General features: G+C 43.8%; 12 protein-coding genes. 1 reads left to right on the top strand and 11 read right to left on the bottom strand.

Annotated features, from left to right (window positions below; all coding sequences use genetic code 11):
• Positions 1-41: 41 nt before the first annotated feature.
• From G511_RS0107800 to G511_RS0107825, 6 genes are all read right to left on the bottom strand, one after another.
• Positions 42-437 carry a hypothetical protein gene (locus tag G511_RS0107800; RefSeq protein WP_028469146.1) on the bottom strand — a complete coding sequence of 132 codons (396 nt, stop codon included), beginning with the start codon at positions 435-437 and terminating at the stop codon, positions 42-44.
• An 18-nt stretch (positions 438-455) separates the two neighbouring features.
• On the bottom strand, positions 456-695 hold the full coding sequence (locus G511_RS0107805) for a formate dehydrogenase subunit delta (protein WP_028469147.1): 240 nt from the start codon (positions 693-695) through the stop codon (positions 456-458).
• A 74-nt stretch (positions 696-769) separates the two neighbouring features.
• Entirely contained in the window at positions 770-1,648 is an 879-nt protein-coding gene (gene fdhD / locus G511_RS0107810; RefSeq protein ID WP_245573847.1) for a formate dehydrogenase accessory sulfurtransferase FdhD, read from the bottom strand.
• Complete coding sequence (gene fdhF / locus G511_RS0107815; RefSeq protein ID WP_028469149.1) at positions 1,648-4,518, bottom strand: formate dehydrogenase subunit alpha; 2,871 nt, start codon at positions 4,516-4,518, stop codon at positions 1,648-1,650. The genes fdhD and fdhF overlap by 1 nt, the downstream gene beginning before the upstream one ends.
• 1 nt (position 4,519) lies before the next feature.
• Positions 4,520-6,091: a formate dehydrogenase beta subunit gene (locus tag G511_RS22145; protein ID WP_051221703.1), complete on the bottom strand. Its 1,572-nt coding sequence runs from the start codon at positions 6,089-6,091 to the stop codon at positions 4,520-4,522.
• The gene (locus G511_RS0107825; protein ID WP_028469150.1) at positions 6,091-6,582 is read right to left on the bottom strand and encodes a formate dehydrogenase subunit gamma; all 492 of its coding nucleotides are present in this window, start codon (positions 6,580-6,582) and stop codon (positions 6,091-6,093) included. Before G511_RS0107825 ends, G511_RS22145 begins: the two co-directional genes overlap by 1 nt.
• A gap of 319 nt (positions 6,583-6,901) precedes the next feature.
• Here G511_RS0107825 and G511_RS0107830 point away from each other — a divergent pair, with 319 nt between their 5' ends.
• Complete coding sequence (locus G511_RS0107830; protein WP_028469151.1) at positions 6,902-7,969, top strand: substrate-binding domain-containing protein; 1,068 nt, start codon at positions 6,902-6,904, stop codon at positions 7,967-7,969.
• Between the two features lie 59 nt (positions 7,970-8,028).
• Here the strand turns inward: G511_RS0107830 and G511_RS0107835 are convergent, their stop codons facing one another.
• The 5 genes from G511_RS0107835 to G511_RS0107855 all read right to left on the bottom strand — a co-directional run.
• Positions 8,029-8,868 (bottom strand): metallophosphoesterase family protein, encoded by an 840-nt coding sequence (locus tag G511_RS0107835; RefSeq protein WP_028469152.1) that lies wholly within the window; start codon positions 8,866-8,868, stop codon positions 8,029-8,031.
• Positions 8,868-10,250 (bottom strand): SLC5/6 family protein, encoded by a 1,383-nt coding sequence (locus G511_RS0107840; protein WP_028469153.1) that lies wholly within the window; start codon positions 10,248-10,250, stop codon positions 8,868-8,870. The genes G511_RS0107835 and G511_RS0107840 overlap by 1 nt, the downstream gene beginning before the upstream one ends.
• A 320-nt stretch (positions 10,251-10,570) precedes the next feature.
• On the bottom strand, positions 10,571-12,409 hold the full coding sequence (locus G511_RS0107845; RefSeq protein WP_028469154.1) for an ABC transporter ATP-binding protein: 1,839 nt from the start codon (positions 12,407-12,409) through the stop codon (positions 10,571-10,573).
• A 52-nt stretch (positions 12,410-12,461) separates the two neighbouring features.
• Positions 12,462-13,784: an NAD(P)/FAD-dependent oxidoreductase gene (locus G511_RS0107850; RefSeq protein ID WP_028469155.1), complete on the bottom strand. Its 1,323-nt coding sequence runs from the start codon at positions 13,782-13,784 to the stop codon at positions 12,462-12,464.
• A gap of 427 nt (positions 13,785-14,211) precedes the next feature.
• Positions 14,212-14,517 (bottom strand): integrase core domain-containing protein (locus G511_RS0107855; RefSeq protein ID WP_028469156.1); only part of this gene is annotated, 306 nt, incomplete at its 5' end.

The following is a 14,517-nucleotide window of genomic DNA, read 5'->3' on the forward strand; positions in this document are numbered from 1 at the left end:
AGGGGCTTACCTCTTACGAAGCTCTTTTAAGCACCTTACAATTACAGCTTATGAAAGGCTTTCAGAAATTCGTTTTTAGATTGCATAAACTTTTGGTGTTCAGGGTGGTTAAGAGGACGAGTATCCTCTTCGAATGCTGGAGCCACATAACCCCAATTTGAGTTACGCGCAAAAATCACCACAACATCGACGTTGCTGCCCTTCCATTTATTATGCATAACATGGTCATCACCCGAGGCTTCAACAGTTTTAATTTGAATACGGTGATAATTAGGGCCGTCTGAGATAAGAATATCAGTCTGATGGCCATTATCTAATACTGGGGAGAAAACCTGCCAACCGTCTTGCATCAACCAACTGACTACTCGACTTTCAAACGACATGTTTATCATCGTTTGATGAGTGCCTTCTTTCGTTTCGGTCATACGTATTGGCATATTAACTCCATTAATGCGTTAGGTGCTACGTGAGGTGTATTGTTCAGACAATACCATTATTGCCTGTGTTGCCAATACATTTAGTTTGTCGCCACCTTCTTTAGCATACGTTATAAGTTCCTCTTTCATGGAACGAGCCCAGAATTTTTTTATATGCGTTGCAATAAACTCAATGGACTCAGCCTCTGTATCTAAGTGGTTATTATCAGCAATTTGGTTTGCCATGATAATTAGCTGATCTAACTGTGAGTGATTCATATTCTGCTTGCTCCAGTACTGCCAATCTTACGTAATAAATAGAATGATTTTTCTGTGCTATTAACTATTTGGTTCTACTGCTCAGGGCTATTCATCGGCTCAGGGCTGTAGCTCACATGCCGTTGAGGGCGGGCAAAACCAATGAGTTGCAATCCAGCCTCTCTTGCTAAGCGCAGGGCCAACCCTGTCGGTGCAGAAACAGCTACAAGCGTGTTAATACCTACGGCTGTTACTTTTTGGACCATTTCATAGCTGGCACGGCTTGATATCAATACAAATCCCTGCTGCATATCTATGCTTTCGCGTACTAATGCACCAATAAGCTTATCCAAAGCATTGTGACGACCCACATCTTCACGGACCATCCATATATCGCCTTGTTTATTACACCAGGCTGCGCCGTGGCAAGCACCGGTAATTGCTTGCTGTGGTTGGTTCTCATCTAATTTTAGCACTGCGTTTTGAATGGCTTCATCAGTGACTTTATTTGGGCTTTGCAGCACCTTAATAGGTCGCACCGCTTGCCCTAGAGATTCAGCACCACACAAACCGCACCCCGTGCGGCCTGTTAAGTTTCGTCGCTGCTGTTTCAGCTGCATCATACACGAAGAAGCAATATTCATCTGTACCTCAACACCGCTATCGTGTTGTTGTAGCTCAATGTCATATAGCTCATCAGCACTTGTCAGAATGCCTTCTGTAATACTGAAGCCTAGCGCAAAATCCTTTAAGTCATTTGGGCTGGTCATCATAACGACATGTGAAATGCCGTTATAGACTAAAGCAACCGCCACCTCTTCAGCGACGTTGTCGTAAGCAAGGCTTTGATTTCCCTGCTCCCAACGGCTAACAGAAACACGGGCTTGCAGCTCAAGCTGCGGCTCATGTTGCAATCCTGATTCTGAACGAGGTGCATTGTCCTTATGAATGACCATTTGCGGGCATGCAGCCATTACTGGCCGACCTCTTCAGAACGGCTGCGGCGACCCTTTCTAAGGTAGTCTTGTTGCTTATTGTTAAAGTCTTCAAAGTTCTTCTGCCATTCAGACGGTTGCGTTACTTTCTCAACCTGTACTGCCGTGACCTTATACTCAGGGCAGTTTGTCGCCCAGTCTGAACTATCGGTCGTAATAACGTTAGCGCCACTGCCAGGGTGATGGAAGGTTGTATACACAACCCCGGGCTGCATACGCTCGCTAATTACTGCACGTAATACGGTTTGTCCTGCACGACTGCTAATACCTAACCAATCGCCTTCATTAACACCGCGCTCTTCTGCATCATGTGGATGAAGTTCCAAGACATCTTCGTTGTGCCATGTCTGATTTTCTGTACGACGTGTTTGTGCGCCAACATTGTATTGCGAAAGAATACGCCCCGTTGTTAACAACAGCGGGAAGCGACGAGTCGCGCGCTCATCAGTTGCGACATATTCAGTAATGGCCAAGTTGCCTTTACCAATAGGAAAGTCTTCCACGTGCATAATCGGCATCCCTTCAGGATGCTGTTCATTACACGGCCACTGAATACTTCCCAGCTCTTCTAAGCGCTCATAATTCACACCGGTAAAGCTAGGAGTAAGGCTAGCAATTTCATCCATAATTTCTGACGGATGGTTATAATTCATTTCATAACCTAGCGCATTAGATAATGCTACTGTTACTTCCCAGTCTTCCTTCCCTGCTAACGCAGGCATAACCTTACGAACACGGTTGATGCGTCGCTCGGCATTGGTAAAGGTGCCGTTTTTCTCTAGGAACGTAGACCCCGGCAATAAAACATGAGCAAATTTTGCTGTTTCATTGAGGAATATATCCTGCACTATCACGCAATCCAATGCTTTAAGTGCTGCTTCTACATGCTGAGTATTTGGATCAGACTGTGCAATATCTTCGCCTTGGACATACAAGGCTTTAAAGCTTCCAGCCAGTGCCGCGTCAAACATGTTTGGAATACGTAAACCGGGTTCATCATCTAACTTAACGCCCCATGCTGCTTCAAACCGACCGCGAGCTTCATCATCAGCAACATGCTGATAGCCTGGCAGTTCATGTGGGAAAGAGCCCATATCACAAGAGCCCTGTACGTTATTTTGGCCGCGTAGTGGATTAACGCCGACACCTTCACGACCAATGTTACCGGTTGCCAATGCTAAGTTTGCAATACCCATGACCATAGTCGAGCCTTGGCTATGCTCAGTTACACCTAGCCCATAGAAGATCGCACCATTCCCCGCATTGGCATACACGCGAGCTGCCTTGCGAACATCTTCTGCATCAACACCCGTAATGCTTTGCATCGCTTCTGGGGAGTTCCGCTCTTCTGTAATAAATGCCTGCCATTTGATAAATGCTTTATCGTCACAACGCGAGGCTATAAACGCTTTATCTTCAAGGCCTTCGCTCATAATGGTGTGTGCCAGTGAGTTCACTAAGGCGACATTGGTACCTGGGCGCAACGGTAGATGTATAGCATCTTTAAGATGAGGTGTTTTGAGCAGATCAATTTTACGAGGGTCAGCAACAATCAACTGCGCACCTTCGCGTAAACGGCGGCGCATCATTGAACCAAACACAGGATGAGCATCGGTTGGGTTCGCACCGATAACTAACATCGTATCGGTATATTTAATCGAATCGAAAGTTTGTGTTCCAGCAGACTCACCCAGTGTGGTTTTCAGACCATAACCCGTAGGGCTATGGCAAACACGCGCACAGGTATCGGTATTGTTGTTACCAAACCCTGCTCGAATAAGCTTCTGTACCAAATAAGTTTCTTCGTTAGTACAACGTGAAGATGTGATGCCGCCAATACTCTCACGCCCATAGGTTGCTTGAACCTCTTTTAAGCGTTTTGCAGCAAAGCCAATCGCTTCTTCCCAGCTTACTTCGCGCCATGCTTCGTTAATACTATCGCGAATCATGGGTGTTTTAATGCGGTCTTTATGTGTTGCATAACCAAACGCGAAACGACCTTTAACACAAGAGTGCCCTTGGTTAGCTTCTCCACCTTTGTATGGCACCATGCGGATAACTTGGTCGCCCTTCATATCGGCTTTAAAAGAACAACCAACACCACAATATGCACAGGTTGTCACAACGCTATGCTCGGGCTGGCCCATCTCTATGACATTGTTTTCCATCAAGGTTGAGGTTGGGCATGCTTGTACACAAGCACCACATGAGACGCAATCAGAATTAAGAAACGAGTCGTCCTGCCCTGCTGCAATTTTAGAGTCAAAACCACGGCCATCGACTGTTAGCGCAAATGTTCCCTGGACCTCTTCACAGGCCCGCACGCAGCGCGAGCAAACGATACATTTGCTAGGATCAAAGCTGAAATAAGGGTTTGAAAGATCTTTTTCTGCGTCTAGATGATTATGGCCATCAAAGCCATAACGTACTTCTCTTAAGCCAACGGCACCAGCCATATCCTGCAGTTCACAGTCACCATTTGAAGGACAAGTTAAGCAGTCTAATGGATGGTCTGAAATATACAGCTCCATGATATTACGGCGTAGCTTTGCAATTTTTTCGTTTTGTGTGACTACTTTCATTCCGGCATCCACCGGTGTAGTACAAGACGCAGGATAGCCTCGGCGGCCTTCAATCTGTACCGCACAAAGTCGGCACGACCCAAAAGCATCTAGGTTATCACTGGCGCATAATTTAGGGATGTTGATATCAACCAATGCTGCGGCACGCAATACCGAGGTGCCTTCAGGCACTGTGACAGCAACGCCGTCTATCTCAAGCGTAATTAGGTTTTCAGATACACGCGCTGGCGTACCGTAATCTTTATTAGGATCAAAATGTTGCAACATGTTATTTAGCCTCCGCCTGAGCTGAAGAAGATGCATTGGCGAGTGCTATATCTTCTGAAAAGTATTGGAATGCACTTTTAACAGGGATCGGCGTCATGCTACCCATGGCACATAAAGACCCATCAATCATGGTTTCACATAAGTCATTTAATAGTGCCAAATTGGCTTCTACATTATTGCCTGATCTGATCTTATCGATCACTTCAACACCGCGCGTCGAACCTATTCGACAAGGTGTACATTTACCGCATGACTCTGCAACACAAAATTCCATTGAGAAACGTGCTTGCTCAGTCATATCAACTGATTCATCAAATACTACAATACCGCCATGACCAAGTACTGCGCCAATAGCAGAAAAGGCTTCATAATCTAGGGGCGTATCCCATTGGCTCTCTGGCAGGTAAGCTCCTAATGGGCCACCAACTTGTATCGCTCGCATTGGCAGTCCTGATTCGGTTCCGCCGCCAAAATCATCAATGAGCTCTCGTAGTGTGGGACCGAACGCTAACTCAACTAATCCGCCTTGTTTAAGGTTTCCGGCTAGCTGGAACGGCAACGTTCCACGAGAGCGACCCATGCCGCAATCAGCATAGGCTTTACTGCCTTTATCCATAATAAAAGGTACAGCCGCCAATGACAGTACGTTATTAACGACAGTTGGCTTACCAAACAGTCCTTCTATTGCAGGCAGTGGTGGTTTAAAACGCACTAAGCCGCGCTTACCTTCAAGACTTTCGAGCAAAGAGGTCTCTTCACCACAAATATAAGCGGCTGCACCTAAACGCACTTCTAAATCGAATGCTTTTCCGCTTCCTTGAATGTCATCACCGAGATAACCCGACGCGTAAGCATTGGCAATTGCTTGATTCATAATTTGATGAGCAACAGGGTATTCAGAACGTAAATAGATATACCCCTGCGTAGCTCCAACCGCTAGGCCTGAAATGATCATGCCTTCAACCAGCATTAACGGGTCAGCTTCCATAACAAGCCGGTCAGCAAATGTTCCTGAGTCACCTTCATCTGCATTACAGACGATGTATTTTTGATCCGCACTGCAGTCGTGAACAGTTTGCCATTTAATACCTGTGGGAAATGCTGCACCACCACGGCCACGCAACCCAGATGCTTTAACTTCATCAACAATATCTTGGCCAGTCAGAGTTAGGCTTTTATCTAACCCTTTAAAACCATCGTGTGCTTTGTAATCTTCAATAGAAACAGGATTTGTAATACCTGCACGGGCAAATGTTAAACGCTGCTGTTTTTTCAGATAAGGAATTTCTTCAGGATCACCCAGTGATAAACGATGGCTAGTTTTACCGTTTAAAAATTCTGAATCGAATAAGGCCGCAATATCATGTGGTTCGACAGGGCCGTATGCAACACGCCCTGTTTCCGTTTCAACTTCAATAAGAGGCTCAAGCCACGACATGCCCCGAGAACCGTTGCGAACAATTTCTATATCTAATTTGCGTGCTTGTGCTTCTTTCAGAATAGCTTTAACGACTCTTTCACCACCAAGGGCTAGAGTAGTTGTATCACGTGGGATAAAAACTTTATGGCTCATTATCTTATCTCCAACGCAGTGGTTGTTAGCTCATCGACGAGAAGGTCAAACTTTTCAGGTGTGATCCTTCCTATTATATCGTCGTCAACACGGATAGTTGGACCACAAGCGCAGTTCCCTAAACAATAAACAGGCTCCAAACTAAACTCTCTATCCAGCGTTGTATGGTGATAATCAATGCCTAGTTTTTCTTTGACATGAGATTCAAGATCACGAGCCCCTCGTGCTTGGCAGGCTTCAGCACGACATACTTCTAGCTTGATGCGGCCTGGAGGCGTTAAACGAAAATGGTGGTAAAACGTGATGACCCCGTGTACTTCAGCGCGCGTCTGCTGTATTGCATCAGCAATCATTGGTACTGAATCAGGTGGGATATAACCCAAAGCATTCTGTATGCCATGCAAGATGGGCAATAAAGCACCGGGTTTATGTTGCAGAGATGCAATGATTCCCTGTACTGCTTGGGGATCCCATTTAGCCTTGTCATTCATACGTTTGGTACCTACTCAGTTTCTGTCAGAGATCTTGTTATTAGTGCTACTGTATTTAATAGCTTTATTGTGAACAGGCTTTTAAAAGGAACAAATTACAATAATGAAACCCTTATAAATCCACCTGTCATACTTTATATCTAATAAATTACCATTCCCAAGGGATACAAAAAATATGAATTTTTGTGCATATTATAATTTTATGTGAAAATACTGGCATTGAATGCTAGTAAATTGATAAATATTCACCATATATGAACTTTAATACCTATTTGAACAACTGAGTAATCAATAGATTTTCTAAGAATGAGATACGTTAATGTCTGGTAAAAGAATACATATCGATCCTACTTGGTCGTTTCGGGATGAAGCCGGAAATACACTGGACCCACAGCTCTTTCGCTTATTGGCAGCCATTAACCAGCACAAAAAACTTACCGCTGCCGCTGAGTCTGCCGGTATTTCTTATCGTCATGCTTGGAATATGCTTAATAAATGGGCTGATTTTTTTGGGGCTCAGTTAGTTAAACTTGAAAAAGGCAGAGGAGCAACACTTACCCCACTAGGAGAAAAATTACTGTGGGCAGAACAGCGTGTGATGGCTCGCTTTCAACCACAAATGGCTAATTTGGCATCAGAGCTCAATGTAGAAATACAGAAAGCGCTCGTCAACCTCACTCCTCTACTGCGTATTCAAGCAAGCCACGGTTATGCCGTAGCCCTTTTGCCTGATGTTTGTGCAGGGCTGCAACTTGACCTGCAATATAGTAGTCCATTAGAAGCGCTGACCGCACTCAATCGTGACGCTTGTGATATTGCAGGATTTCATATGCCTGCCGGTGTAGTTATCCCCTCACTAACTGAGCGCTACCAGCAACTTTTAAAGCCTCGATCACACAAGATCATTCGTTTTATATCACGACAGCAAGGATTAATGATCAAAAAAGATAATCCCTTAAACATCCAATCAATACACGCCTTAGAGCACGAGGGTATTAGGTTTATTAATCGCCAAGAGGACTCAGGCACACGTGCATTATTAGACCAACTCATTACTAATGAGGGCATTTTTGCCGAAAATATCCAAGGTTATAACAATCGCGAGTTCACCCATTCAGCAGTGGCTGCGTATATTGCTGCGGGCATGGCTGATGTGGGCTTTGGTGTTGAGCAGGCAGCGCATCAATTTGGGTTAGGGTTTATCCCTGTATGTAGCGAAGATTATGTGTTTGTTTGTCACCAAAAGAGTCTTCAAAAGGCCGCGGTGAGCCAATTCATAGAGATCATAAAAAGTGATCTATTCAATAATAAAGTGCAGGACCTTGCAGGCTATAAAAGTGAGCTAAGCGGCAAAATAGAAGATTTATCAGGTTTTATGCCACGTTAATAAAATATCAAACACCCTAAATCTATACGCCCTTTCTGGGTGTTTAAAGTAGGCATTCTCTATTTACGATGTAGATACAGACTATCTAGATTCAACTGTTGTCCAGAAACGGATCGCTCCTCATCTGGTAACACATCCGTACTAGGCCAAATGCCCGTAAGCAATGTGTCTTTATAGCCAGTATTTAAACCTACCTTTTGCATGGTATTCGCTGCTGACTGTGCATCATATGCTAAACGATGCCACTCAACGTCTACCCCCTCTTTTGTGGGAATCACAAGCATATACCAACCCTCTCGTGTCCCGTCATTAGCTGGCATGCCAATCACTCCCGCATTGAGCCACGTTTTATTTCCGGAACGTTTACCAAACGGGATTCCACAATGGCCACCAAAGACAATATCAGCATCGACTTTGTCTAGTTGTTGAGCGATTTCGTCCTCATCAGAAGTGTAGATAAATTGGTTAATCTGCTCTATTCCGCCATGAATCGCTTTACAACGAAACCCTGCAAAATCAAACTCAATAGAACGAGGCAGTGCTTTCATCCACTGTTTATCTGTTAAGCTAATTCTTGGCTTTGAAAAGTTAAACCAGCCTGCTGAGAGCAAATCACAAGCTGTACCCTCTTCAAAGCCACAGCCGCAATCATCAGCATCATTGCCAAATGACTCTTCGCAGTTGCCCATGACAACACCAACCTGCCAATTTTTGATTAAATCGATTGTTTCTTGAGGTGAGGCGCAATAAGCCACAAGATCACCTGTACACAGGATATTACTCGGTGGAATGCTTAACCGTTGCGCCTCAGCAATTAATGCTTGAGTGGCTTGAGCATTACTATAAGCCCCTCCAAAAACAAGAAGGGGGCGCGTTGATATAGGGTTAAATATTGTCATTATGCTGCTACTTGCATTCGTTGTTTTTGTGAATTACTTAATGAACCCAACCAGAAAAATAAACAACCCACTGTTAAAATAGAGACGGATATAAACAGTAGCTTAGTGTATTTGTGATATTCACCCAGCATTTGCGTATGCCCTGCTGATTCAACAAAATAGAGCGCGGCACCTGTTAAAGCCAGCAAGAATGTTGCCAGATAACTCCACACTGGAATGTCTATTTTACCACCCCACAAAGAGAAGAAAATAACCGGTGCAAGATACATAGAGGCGGTACCGCTTACAGCAACGGCACTAAATAGGTCTTTATTACCTAAGAAAACACAAAGCAAACCAGCCAACATAAAGATCGCCATCGTCATACGGCCATTTCTCACATTCGGCGCGACCCACTTCATATCAACAGCGACCAACTTGGAAGAACTCGATAGGGTACTATCTAATGTAGACATAGCTGAAACCACTAACATCACATTAAAAAGAAACATCGGTACATCACCCAAAATGCGTAATAAAACTGCATTCATTGCTTCTCCCGACTGTGCTTGGGCACCGGCTATTACACCGAAAGTCCCGAAAAGTGTAATACAGATCACACTTATCCATGCGGCATGCAAAAAGCTTTTTCGTGTGGTGTCTCTGTCTGCAAGAAAACCGCGATCCATCATGACAGGGTCATGCATTGGGTAGCTCCATACTTGCAGCAAAGCGACCAGCAATAAGATAGGGCCAGGATCAGTGATTTCAAAAGGCTTAAACAGTAAGTTATCCAGTGTAGCGTTACCGCTAGTGATCACTAGGATAGTAAGCGCAACTAATACAACAAGAAACAATATCATCTGCATTAGATCAGTACGCAAAGAAGCATGTAAGCCACCCAGCATCGAATACACAAGTGTGACAACAGCAAAAGCAATAACAGCAAACATGTACGAACTACTGCCAGCAACACCAAACAAAATACCAATAACTAAAATATTGGCGAAAATTTCACTCACTAACCTTATGCCAACAACAAAGTTATAACAACGAGTACCCCAAGCGCCAAAACGATCATCTAGAAACGCCTGAATGCTACTGAAGCCGTGTTGAAAACGTACGGAGTCAATAATTTTAGCGCCGCTAAGAAATGATAAATAGTATGCGGCATAAGCGAGCGTGCCCCACATACCGTAATAGAAACCCAGGATTGCGGCATTAAGTAAAGAGCGAGCAAAAATCCATGTCGTCACTTGTGAAAATATAAGGAGTAATAACCCGGGTTGCTCCCCTGTTGGAGATAACCCTTTAAAAAATGCTCCGTCACTTTTCGCTTTTGGCGATAGTAAGAGAGAGAGTACAGCAATAAAACCAACAGCAATGGCGAGCGATTGCTCCATAGAACCCCCTTATTGGGGCTAAATTACCCCCTTTAGATGATGTGATTACACGAATGTTTTTTAGTTCCATAGAGTGATAAAGATTATATTTTTTATGATGTTAACGAATATTAAGCCAGTTTTTACAACACTCTCAATACATAGGGTCAAGGAATAAAGAGTACCGATAAAAGCTACTAGAAAATAGTAATCGCGAAGAGACACCCTTCTTACTTTATGTCTAGTAATTCTAAAACCAGCTCACTTTTATAATGTACAAGAGTAAGCTGGTTGTTAGGAGTGCACATGAGCCGATCGTTGTTTAATCATTACAATTAAGATTAATCACTTACATCCAATCCCAAGAACCCACCTGTTTGATGCGCCCAAAGTTTCGCATAAATTCCACCTAAAGCTACAAGCTCCTGATGAGTGCCTTGCTCAACGATTTCACCTTGATCCATAACGATTAAGCGATCCATTGCTGCTATTGTTGATAAGCGATGCGCAATCGCAATAACCGTTTTGCCTTCCATCAGTTGATTTAAACTCTGCTGAATAGCGGCTTCAACTTCTGAGTCTAGGGCTGAAGTCGCTTCATCAAGAATAAGAATGGGTGCATTTTTTAACAATACACGCGCTATCGCTATTCGTTGGCGTTGCCCTCCTGATAACTTAACACCACGCTCTCCTACTTGAGCATCTAAGCCAACTCGCCCTGCTGGGTCGGTTAACTTTTGTATGAACTCGCTCGCCTCAGCTTTTTCAGTCGCTTCACGCAGCTCTTCTTCAGTTGCATCTGGACGGCCATATAAAATATTATCTCTCACCGAGCGGTGTAACAAAGAAGTATCTTGTGTCACCATGCCGATGTGTTGGCGTAAGCTTTCTTGCGTCACTTGGCTGATATCTTGTCCATCAATTACAACTCGACCAGTCTCGACATCATAGAAACGCATCAACAGATTGACCAGTGTTGATTTTCCAGCACCGGAGCGCCCTACAATACCAATTTTCTCACCGGGTTTAATATCTAAGTTAAGGTGATCAATTACCCCTGATTTTTGACCGTAGTGAAAACCAACCTGATCAAATTCAACAGCACCTTGTTTGACATCTAATGCTGATGCATTGGGAATATCGGCTACCTCTTGTGGTGTCGACATTGTTTTCATACCGTCGCTGACTGTTCCAATGTTCTCAAACAGAGAGCTTATTTCCCACATGATCCATTGAGCCATTCCGTTAATACGCAGCGCAAGGCTCACTGCAATAGCAATAGCCCCTACCGTAATAGCACTGTCTTTCCACAACCAAATTGAAAATGCAGCAACACAAAATGCTAAAAAATAATTGATGAACTGCACGCAAAAATTAAGCCCTGTCACTAAACGCATCTGGCGATAAACGGTATCTAAAAAACCATTCATTCCCTCTTCTGCATAGCGCGATTCACGGTCAGTATGAGAAAACAACTTAACCGTTTGAATATTGGTGTAACTATCAACAATGCGCCCTGTCATGATGCTGCGTGCATCAGCTTGCTCCATTGACACCCGTTTAAGCTTGGGTACAAAGTACATCTGAATACCGATATAGCATCCCATCCAAATAATCATAGGGAAAATTAATCTAATGTCCGCTTGAGCAACGAGTACAACGATAGAGATGAAGTACACCAATACAAACATCAGTACGTCGAGTATCTTCATGACGGTTTCACGAATAGCCAAAGAGGTTTGCATAACCTTGGTCGCTATACGGCCAGCAAAATCATTGCTATAAAAAGACATGCTTTGTTTTAATAAATAGCGGTGAGTCATCCAACGAATCGACATGGGGTAATTCCCAAGCAATGTTTGATGAACTAATAAGCCATGTAGCAGTACGAGTAACGGTAAAACTACCAGTACCACTATGCTCATCGTTATAAGACGGTCACCTTCATCTTGAAACAGCGTTTCAGGAGATTTCGTGACTAACCAATCAACAAGTTCTCCCATAAAGCCAAACAGCATAACTTCTGAGATAGCGATTAAGGCTGTTAACACCGCCATCAATAAAAGGTAAACCTCACTCCCCTTCGTATAATGGCGGCAAAACGCATAAATACCTTTGGGCGGTTGCTGCGGCTCCTCTGGTGGAAACGGTGCAACCAACCGCTCAAAAAATGCAAACATGGTATGTCCTTATGATTTGTCGTTATAAAAATTCTAGCGACAAATCATACCATTAATGCAGTTTCATTTTGGGTTTAACGCTATTAGCAATTTTCTGTGCAAGCATCACGGCAGAGGCACGTAACCAGCCATGTATGGCTATCTGGTGCATCCTATATAGTGAGATGTAAACAAAGCGCGCAAGGCGCCCTTCGATAAACATAGTCCCTTTATTGAGGTTCCCCATCAAGCTACCCACAGTGCTGTATTTGCTTAAGTTCACTAATGACCCGTGATCTTTATAGATATAGTCTTGCAAAGGCTTTTGCTTTAATTGCAGTTTAATATTCTTTCTGACCAAATCAGCCATCTGATGAGCCGACTGTGCTCTTGGCGGAACCCAGCTACCATCTGGCTGCTCACATGCACAACAATCGCCAATAACATAAATATTATCGTCAACACTGCTTTGTAAGCTTGGCTTTACAATAATTTGGCCGATCCGGTTAGTCTCAAAAATATCAAGTGATTTAATAAAATCTGGTGCCTTAACTCCAGCAGCCCATACGGTAATATCTGCGGATATACGTTGTTGGTCTGCTGTTTCAAACCCTTCGGCATCTGCCGCTATAACACGTGTATTTTCACGTATCTCTACACCCAACTTTTGCAACTCTCGCCTTACTGTCATCGCAATGCGGTCAGGTAAGGCAGGAAGTAAGCGAGGACCGGCTTCGATCAATGCTATTTTTAATCGCTTAGCTGACATCTCAGGCATACCATAAACTTTTAATAAATCAGCTACATGATAAAGCTCAGCGGCAAGCTCAACACCTGTTGCCCCCCCACCGACAATGGCTAGCTTTAAAACACCTTGCTCCGCATCAGGGCTATCGGGCTGCTGGTTAATCCTTAGAAAGTGATTAAGCATTGATTGATGAAAGCGTTCTGCCTGAAGGTGTGAATCAAGGTAATAACAATGCTCAGCTACGCCAGGTGTGCCAAAGTCATTACTTACACTGCCAACAGCCATTACTAGCGTATCGTACTGAATCTCACGCTGTGGGAGTATTTCTTTACCTTCATTATCATCGAGTGCTTGCAGAAGGATAGTTTTATTCTCTCGATCAACACCTATCATTGTTCCTTGCTGGAACTGGTAATAGTGAAGACTAGAGTGGGCACGATAAACAACCCCATCAGTATTGATATCTAAAGAGCCTGTGGCTATTTCATGAAGCAGTGGCTTCCAGATATGTGAGCGGTTTTTATCGACAAGGATAATTTCTATTTGCTGGTCAGATTTACTTTTGCCTTTTTTACCATATTGATGCCCCAGCCGAGTCGCTAATTCAAGCCCCCCAGCGCCACCACCAACAATTACGATAGTTTTCATATTAATTCCTTAAAATAGTGTCAGGCGAAAGCTCTAGGGACAAAGCTCTTGCCTGATCTATCTCAAAGCACATACCTAAACCAATTTCAGGTTACAGAAGCATTAGCCAGCTTGGCATCAGGCGTTTAGGTGCAAAACATTGCTACTTTGGCTGCATCATTAGACGTTAGTTCACTAGGAATAACAAATAGTTGAGCGTTTTTTTATTGGCAGGTCTGCAATACTCGTCTTTTGAATAGGTATAAATTCATCATATAGCTGATCTATTACGTTATCATCAGGCGACATACTATGAGCGCCCAACTAGGCTTACTTTATACGCGGTTTAAAGAGAAGCTGGCGAATGTGTTCTCTTTTCTCAACGCCCATTGGCACTCGAGCCTCTAGCAAAGCGATAGCTACATGATGCAATTTGAATTGTCCCGTCCTAAAATACGTTGACGGTTTTTGATAGAAGCGGTTGCCCTAGGCAGCCGCTTTTTTTATGCACCTCTTCTGGCGTTTTCATGCCAAGGCTCAAGTGCGGCCTCATTTGGTTATAGATAGCGATTGACTCAGCCACCAACACTTTCAATTCAATAAACGTTTTACATCGATACAGTAGAAACTCCTGCTTGAGTATCCCGTTAACTCTCTCTGCCAGTGCATTCTGATAGCAATCATAACCATCTGTCATCGACGGCACCATACCGTTATCCTCCAATGCCTTCTGATAGACTGCTGAACAGTATTG

Source organism: Neptunomonas japonica DSM 18939, from assembly GCF_000422765.1.
In the GTDB taxonomy this organism is placed as follows: domain Bacteria; phylum Pseudomonadota; class Gammaproteobacteria; order Pseudomonadales; family Balneatricaceae; genus Neptunomonas; species Neptunomonas japonica.

Coding starts and splice junctions, on each gene's coding strand:
- G511_RS0107800 (WP_028469146.1), bottom strand. CDS start 437: ATGCCAATACGTATGACCGAAACGAAAGAAGGCACTCATCAAACGATG.
- G511_RS0107805 (WP_028469147.1), bottom strand. CDS start 695: ATGAATCACTCACAGTTAGATCAGCTAATTATCATGGCAAACCAAATT.
- fdhD (WP_245573847.1), bottom strand. CDS start 1,648: ATGGCTGCATGCCCGCAAATGGTCATTCATAAGGACAATGCACCTCGT.
- fdhF (WP_028469149.1), bottom strand. CDS start 4,518: ATGTTGCAACATTTTGATCCTAATAAAGATTACGGTACGCCAGCGCGT.
- G511_RS22145 (WP_051221703.1), bottom strand. CDS start 6,091: ATGAGCCATAAAGTTTTTATCCCACGTGATACAACTACTCTAGCCCTT.
- G511_RS0107825 (WP_028469150.1), bottom strand. CDS start 6,582: ATGAATGACAAGGCTAAATGGGATCCCCAAGCAGTACAGGGAATCATT.
- G511_RS0107830 (WP_028469151.1), top strand. CDS start 6,902: ATGTCTGGTAAAAGAATACATATCGATCCTACTTGGTCGTTTCGGGAT.
- G511_RS0107835 (WP_028469152.1), bottom strand. CDS start 8,868: ATGACAATATTTAACCCTATATCAACGCGCCCCCTTCTTGTTTTTGGA.
- G511_RS0107840 (WP_028469153.1), bottom strand. CDS start 10,250: ATGGAGCAATCGCTCGCCATTGCTGTTGGTTTTATTGCTGTACTCTCT.
- G511_RS0107845 (WP_028469154.1), bottom strand. CDS start 12,409: ATGTTTGCATTTTTTGAGCGGTTGGTTGCACCGTTTCCACCAGAGGAG.
- G511_RS0107850 (WP_028469155.1), bottom strand. CDS start 13,784: ATGAAAACTATCGTAATTGTTGGTGGTGGCGCTGGGGGGCTTGAATTA.